The 1,058-nt window shown below is 38.4% G+C and carries 2 protein-coding genes; one reads left to right on the forward strand and one right to left on the reverse strand.

The annotated features are described in order from the left end of the window. Positions 1 to 57 precede the first annotated feature (57 nt). Positions 58 to 216, forward strand: coding sequence for a DUF1176 domain-containing protein (locus tag EI162_RS14275; protein WP_225735341.1), 159 nt, complete (start codon positions 58 to 60; stop codon positions 214 to 216). 128 nt (positions 217 to 344) lie between these two features. Here EI162_RS14275 and EI162_RS14280 read toward each other — a convergent pair whose 3' ends face one another. Beyond that, positions 345 to 563, reverse strand: a complete 219-nt coding sequence (locus EI162_RS14280) for a DUF2788 domain-containing protein (RefSeq protein ID WP_192524959.1) — start codon at positions 561 to 563, stop codon at positions 345 to 347. Between the last annotated feature and the right edge of the window lie 495 nt (positions 564 to 1,058).

Here is a 1,058-nt window from a genome sequence, read left to right on the forward strand (position 1 = left end):
TCATCGAGTCGTTAGTTTACCAAGTTTATCTCTACGGTTTCTTCAGCATAGCTCAGTCTGGGCGACTGTTGGTCGATGAAAGAGTGGGTCTGGAATGGAGAGATATTTAACAAAACGCTTGAGCAGACGACAGGATTATGTCGCCTGATAGAGGCTGGTGGCGCGTGGGATTTACCAACTTACGTCAGTGACGTTATCTCACAGTCAAATAAGTGAGCGATGTTTTTTAAAACAACCGTATAAATAACGTTGCTGACGATCTTGGAGGCTACTGATTATTATTAGCAATATTATTTATTAACGATAAGATCGGTAACGCTATCAGTGAGGCATCATAGCTTTACTTAGATAAACCATTTTCCAAAGGCGAACTCTATTAGAACTTTGAGGATAAATCCTATAAAGCCGGCACCAAGCGCTAAAAACATCCAAAAAGTACCAGCGCGACCAGCATCAGATTGTTTAGATAAGTCCCAGATAATAAAGAATAAGAAAGCAATAAATATGGGCAATAAGACATACATTCCCCAGCTGGTGACGGTACTAGCTGCAATAGCGAACATGGCTTTATCCTGTATATAAAACAATAGTAAAGTACCGCATTCTCTATTAAGGCTTTTATGGTTTTTTATAAAAAATAATTATGTATAGAGAAAGCAGGCAATAATGGGCATTATTATAACTCGGAAACGAACAGGTATAAACTGCTGCTCAAGAACTAGACAACAGTAACGCTACAATTAGCACGACTGACTTGTCAGTACCCACCTCAACTATGACTTATTGATAACGCTTTAATTTGATTTATGATGAGTGAAAACGCATATAGTTAAAATACTTTAAAAACGCTACGATACTGCGGGTATAGTTTTTTTGCAGCCCCTGTCTGCGTAGGCACAGCAAGCAAGAAAAAACGGTACCTGCAGTACGTGATATAGCGATATTACTTCTCACTGACTATATAAGGCTTTGCATCATATTAATGACGATTGTTGAACGTTATTAGGGGCTGTATAGAATTCAGCTAAGGAACTGACAGAGACTATTTTTTAGGCAAT

This window comes from Psychrobacter sp. FME6, from assembly GCF_014861365.1.
Taxonomy (GTDB): domain Bacteria; phylum Pseudomonadota; class Gammaproteobacteria; order Pseudomonadales; family Moraxellaceae; genus Psychrobacter.